Annotated in this window: 5 protein-coding genes; 4 read left to right on the top strand and 1 reads right to left on the bottom strand. The window is 34.8% G+C overall.

The window, feature by feature from the left end; all coding sequences use genetic code 11:
- Positions 1-280: 280 nt before the first annotated feature.
- A complete protein-coding gene (locus tag LI091_RS18115) occupies positions 281-1,120 on the bottom strand; it encodes a site-specific integrase (RefSeq protein WP_288834696.1) in 840 nt (279 codons plus the stop codon).
- Here LI091_RS18115 and LI091_RS18110 point away from each other — a divergent pair.
- From LI091_RS18110 to drmD, 4 genes are all read left to right on the top strand, one after another.
- Positions 1,059-1,388 carry a hypothetical protein gene (locus tag LI091_RS18110; protein ID WP_243148603.1) on the top strand — a complete coding sequence of 110 codons (330 nt, stop codon included), beginning with the start codon at positions 1,059-1,061 and terminating at the stop codon, positions 1,386-1,388. The two genes, LI091_RS18115 and LI091_RS18110, sit on opposite strands and share 62 nt — an antisense overlap.
- A gap of 128 nt (positions 1,389-1,516) precedes the next feature.
- Positions 1,517-1,786, top strand: a complete 270-nt coding sequence (locus LI091_RS18105) for a helix-turn-helix domain-containing protein (protein ID WP_161209240.1) — start codon at positions 1,517-1,519, stop codon at positions 1,784-1,786.
- Between the two features lie 15 nt (positions 1,787-1,801).
- On the top strand, positions 1,802-3,073 hold the full coding sequence (locus LI091_RS18100; protein ID WP_161209238.1) for a DNA cytosine methyltransferase: 1,272 nt from the start codon (positions 1,802-1,804) through the stop codon (positions 3,071-3,073).
- Positions 3,074-3,090: 17 nt separating this feature from the next.
- Positions 3,091-5,439, top strand: a complete 2,349-nt coding sequence (drmD, locus tag LI091_RS18095; protein WP_265191438.1) for a DISARM system SNF2-like helicase DrmD — start codon at positions 3,091-3,093, stop codon at positions 5,437-5,439.
- Positions 5,440-5,466: the final 27 nt, after the last annotated feature.

The raw sequence follows: 5,466 nt of genomic DNA, 5'->3' as shown, positions 1-5,466 counted from the left end.
TTAGTATAAAAGGCTGACGGTTATTTTTCTATACACTGTTTTATTTGACGCTTACGTTAAAAAGCCTTTAAAATCGTCTATATGCGTTAATACTCCGTACTGTCAATCTGGAGTTTGAATAAGAGCCACAAGTCTTGGAACCCGCTAACAAGCGGCTTCCGAGACTTTTTTTTGCTCTGCTACTAATTTGCTACTAATAGCAGCTACTCTTTTTCTGCCGTTTTCAGTTGATTGTCATTAACTTTAATAGCAAGAAACCCTGATGACTGCGGGATTTCTTCTATATGATCTTTCTTTGTGGCATCTGGATGATTTTCCCTGATGCGGTATTTGGTGGTACTAACGCAGGTCCGAACTGAGGTCGGATTGTTACATCTGAGCCGTTGTCCTGAGTCTGCGGCACTTCACATGTGATACCTGCTGCTTCAAGCAGAGGGTTATCAGATGGTGGTTCAGGTGTTGGCGAATCTGTCGCTTGCAATGATTCCAGACTATGCACAAGCTCCTGTTGTTTATGTGGAAACAGATGGGAGTATGTGTTAAGTGTTGTGGATACTTTCTCATGTCCGAGCCTGTCTGCTAACATTAAGGCATCACAGCCCTGATTAATAAGTAAGCTGGCGTGCGAATGCCTGATATTATGAATTCGTATCTTCTTTACACCTGTGTTTTTACATCCTCTTATCATCTCATGAGAGAGAAATGATTTTGTTACCGGGAACAGCCTTTCATCTGCGTCAAGCATATATCTTGACTGGATATAGTCTGATAGTTTCTGGCAGAGAAAATCCGGAATCGGAATCTTTCGCTTACTTTTTCTTGTCTTAGGTGATGTAAATACATCTTTTTCTTCTATCCGCTGATATGTTCTGTTGATGGGTATTGTCTTGTTATCAAGGTCAATATCAGCAGGTGAGAGAGCAAGTAATTCACCTTTTCGCATACCCGTCCAGTACAGGATTTCAAAGCATATATACGATAACGGCTTGTCTTTTACGCCCTCACGGAAAGCAATATATAATTCGCCTGATGTGAATGTGGTAAGAGTTGGCGAAAGTATGACTGATGTAACAGATAAAAGTGAATTTGTGGAAACTAGAGAAACTGAACCTGTGGACAAAGCTGGCTGTATTATTAGGAGAATATCAGAGCTTGGCGGTTATGAGAATGTTGACGATTCTGCTAAGGTTGATGTATTTGGATTTGATATTGCTGATGTTAGTGGAAGCATAAGGCTGTTCTCGGATGTAATGAAAAGGCTGGAGATAAAGCTGGCTGGAGATGAGCTTTATGAGGAGTTCCAGAGAATTTATGATGAGAGTGTTGGTAGAGATGCTGGTAAAGATAAAGCAGAAGATAAGATGTGGAATAGGGGCAGAGGAAGGTGATTCCTCTGCTGGCTTATTTTATAACTTGAAAAAAATGTTCGAGAAATCAAATAAAGTATTTTACAACAAAATTGAGATAATATATAATAAAATAGTGAAATTGTATTTCTAAAAGCACGGAGGATAATATGGCTGTATCATACAATAAATTATGGAAATTAATGATCGATAAAAAAATAAATAAGAGCCAACTGTGTAAAAAGATAAAAATTAGCAGTAGTACCATGGCTAAAATGACAAATGAAGAGATGGTTGCTATGACTGTATTAGAAAAAATATGTGCTGAATTGGAATGTGATATATCTGATATTATGGAGTTTACTGATTTAGCTGAAGTAAAGAAAAAAATTCATAATGATAATATAAGTCCAGATAATGGGACAGTTAATATAAGATAACGAGGTAGAACAACCATGAATGAAAATGGGTTAAATTATATTGATCTCTTTGCTGGTGCCGGTGGACTTTCAGAAGGATTTATTCAAAGTGGCTATAGACCGGTTGCGCATGTGGAAATGAATGAGCATGCAGCAAAGACAATAGAAACAAGAATAGCATATTATTACTTAAAAGATAATGGCAAAATTAAAAGTTATTATGATTATGAAAAAGGAAAAATAACCAGAGAACAACTTTTGGAAAAAATACCCAAAGAAGAACTTAAGACTGTAATTAATAAAGAAATGTCGGAAGCCACAATTAAGGGGATTTTCAACACAATTGATGATATCAAAAGGGAAAAAGAAATTGATAAGATTGATGTAATTATAGGTGGTCCTCCATGTCAAGCATATTCTTTGGTGGGAAGAGCACAGAGCAGTCATATGATTGTTCCGATGGAAGATGATCCAAGAAATGAATTATATAAGATGTATGTTCAATTTCTTAAGAAGTATAAGCCAAGAATGTTTGTGTTTGAGAATGTGGCTGGGATAAAGACTGCAAGAGGTGGTCAAGCATTTAAAAACCTCCAGACATATATGAAACGTGTAGGTTATGAAATTGATTATCATGAGTTGAATGCCCAAGATTTTGGAGTATTACAAAGTAGAAAAAGAGTAATTATAGTAGGTTGGCTTAAAGGTACTGGGTATGAATATCCGTCGTTTGATGTGATCCATAGTAAAGCCGAAGTATGGGATTTATTGAAGGATTTACCCCCATTGACTCCAGGTATTGAGGCAAGAGAACATACGATGAATGATATGCGAAGACTAAAAAAATATGTTAAAGATAATGCTATTCGAATGAAATCAGATGTATTAACAGGTCATGCTGCAAGACCACATACTGCACAGGATATTGAAATATATAAGAGAACAATAGACATGTGGTTTGAAAACGAACAGCATGAACGTTTGAAATATGATGATTTACCAGAAGATTTGAAAACACATAAAAATAGAACTTCATTTGTAGATCGATTTAAAGTTGTTGAGGGTGATATGGATCATTGTCACACAATACTTGCTCATTTATCGAAAGATGGACATTATTTCATTCATCCAGATATAGAGCAACATAGATCAATTACAGTGCGGGAAGCAGCAAGAATACAGTCGTTTCCGGATAATTATTATTTTGAAGGACCAAGGACAGCACAATTTATTCAGGTGGGGAATGCGGTTCCGCCAATGATGGCAAAGGTAATAGCAGATAAAATAAAAGAACAATTAGGAAAATAAAATTGGAGGTTTCGCAAATGGGTATTGTTGAAAATACATATGCTGAATTAAAGCAACAAGAACTGAAAAATAATCCATATAGTTGTTTGCATATGGCTGATATTGACATCAATCCTCATCAGATTGAAGCATTTACATTTGCGCTATCTTCATTAGAGCTTGGTGGAGCAATTCTTGCAGATGAGGTAGGTCTTGGAAAAACTATTGAGGCTGGCTTGGTCATCAAGTATTTGCTATGCAGTGGAAAAAATAAAATACTACTTATTATGCCATCAAATCTGCGAAAGCAATGGCAAGTTGAATTAGAAGAGAAATTTGATATTGATTCATTGATTGTGGATAGTTCTAACTGGGAGGATTATCTCGCAAAGGTAAAAAGTAAACAAGCAGTAATTATTGTTTCCTACCACTTTGCCTCAAAAAGAAAAACAGAGTTCGGAAAGATAGCTTGGGATTTTTGTGTATTTGATGAAGCACATCGGCTTAGGAATGTTTATAAGAATGGTTCAAAGATGGCTAACTTATTATATGAATTAACAAAGGGAATTCCGAAAATTTTATTAACTGCGACTCCTATGCAGAATACTTTACTTGATATATATGGACTTGTTCAGTTTATCGATGATAGAGTTTTTTATAGTAAGCAGATATTTTCCGAAAGATATTTGCGAGGAGAAGATTACAATGATTTGAAGGCTTGTTTAGAACCTGTTGTGCAAAGAACTTTACGAAAAGAAGTAGCAGAGTATATCCAATTTTCAGAGCGCAAAGAAATGACAATTGATTTTGAACTATCGCCAATGGAGATAGAACTTTATGTGATGATAAATAATTATCTGAAAAAGGAAATTTTGTATGCTTTGCCCAATTCACACAGAACACTTATTACATCTGTTATTAGAAAATTGCTTGCATCATCAAGTATGGCAGTTGCAGAAACCTTCAAGGTATTAAAAGGCAGACTTGAAACTTTGAAGGAAACAACTAGAACTGAATCAGCGGATGAAAGTATTGATTTTTTCCTTAGTTTTTTTGATGATGATGAAATAGAGACGGATGATGATAGTAAGCAGGATGAATTATACACAAGAGAAAAGGTAAATGAATTTATTCAGCATGAAATAGATGAGGTAACAGCCATTATTAATAAAGCTGAAAGTATAAAAAGAAATGCGAAGATGACAGCCTTGAAACAGGCAGTGGAGAAAGCTTTTGTATTTCAAAATGAAGCTGGCATAAAACAAAGAATTGTTGTGTTTACGGAATCTATTAGAACGCAACAATACATGTTTGAAGAATTATCTCATGTCGGATATGAAGGTCAGATACTTAAGTTTAATGGTAGTACAAATGATCCTGTTACTAAACAGATTTATAAGGCGTGGAAAGCTAGAAACTATGGAAAGTATGTGGGTAGTAGAAATGTTGAATTGAAGAATGCCATCGTAGAAGCATTTAGGGATGAATACAAAATTTTGCTTGTAACAGATTCCGGTTCGGAAGGATTGAATCTTCAGTTTTGTAATACGATTATAAACTATGACCTTCCTTGGAATCCGCAGAAGATAGAGCAGCGAATTGGTCGCTGTCATCGTTATGGACAAAAGAACGACGTTGTGGTTATTAATTTGCTTAATACTCAGAATGTAGCAGATAAGAGAGTATATGAAATTCTTTCAGAAAAATTCGAGTTATTCCAAGGCGTATTTGGTGCATCAGATAAAGCTATTGGATTATTAGAAAGTGGAGCAGATTTTGAAAAAAGAGTTACACTTATTTATCAGGAATGTAAAACGACATCAGATTTTACAAAGCAATTTAAGGATTTGGAAAAGGAATTAGAAAAGAAACGAAACAAGAAAATGGATGAACTGAAATCCATATTTATATATAAGACAGAGGAACAACATAAGTCTCATTTTAATAGTATTATGAAAGAAATTGCGGAATATGATTCACAGTTTAAGTATTGGAATAGTAGAAGTAAAGAGGAAAATGAGATATATCCAAAGTACTATGAAACTAATATAGACTTGGAAATTCCGGGAATTCAACACGGATATTTACTTGTTGGTGGTTCTTATGTTGGAGAGATTTTTGAAGATGCAGTATTTGAAATTATTGATATAACAGGAAAAATATATGGCGCTTCAGATGTGTTGGCTAGAGAGCTTTGTGAAAAATTGAATGAGCAGTGCTTAGAAGAAGAGACTCCTAATAATCAAGAAATCCTTTTATATATTGATAAAGTGGATAAATTTATGCAACAGAAATATGCAGAATCTAAAAGAACAGTTTTGATTGCTAATCAGAAAAAATTGGATAATTGGCTGCAATCAAGCCTGCAAATAAAAAGTCAAGGCTAAATTGAAAGAACATTGCTACGAAAATAA

Origin of the sequence: Blautia sp. MSK20_18, from assembly GCF_020553125.1 — a bacterium.
Lineage (GTDB): Bacteria > Bacillota > Clostridia > Lachnospirales > Lachnospiraceae > Blautia_A > Blautia_A fusiformis.
This window is presented reverse-complemented; position numbering and strand designations above follow the sequence as displayed.

Bases quoted from the DNA above. Each gene is read 5' to 3' on its own strand.
- LI091_RS18110 (WP_243148603.1), top strand. From the start codon at position 1,059: ATGACTGATGTAACAGATAAAAGTGAATTTGTGGAAACTAGAGAAACT.
- LI091_RS18100 (WP_161209238.1), top strand. From the start codon at position 1,802: ATGAATGAAAATGGGTTAAATTATATTGATCTCTTTGCTGGTGCCGGT.
- drmD (WP_265191438.1), top strand. From the start codon at position 3,091: ATGGGTATTGTTGAAAATACATATGCTGAATTAAAGCAACAAGAACTG.
- LI091_RS18105 (WP_161209240.1), top strand. From the start codon at position 1,517: ATGGCTGTATCATACAATAAATTATGGAAATTAATGATCGATAAAAAA.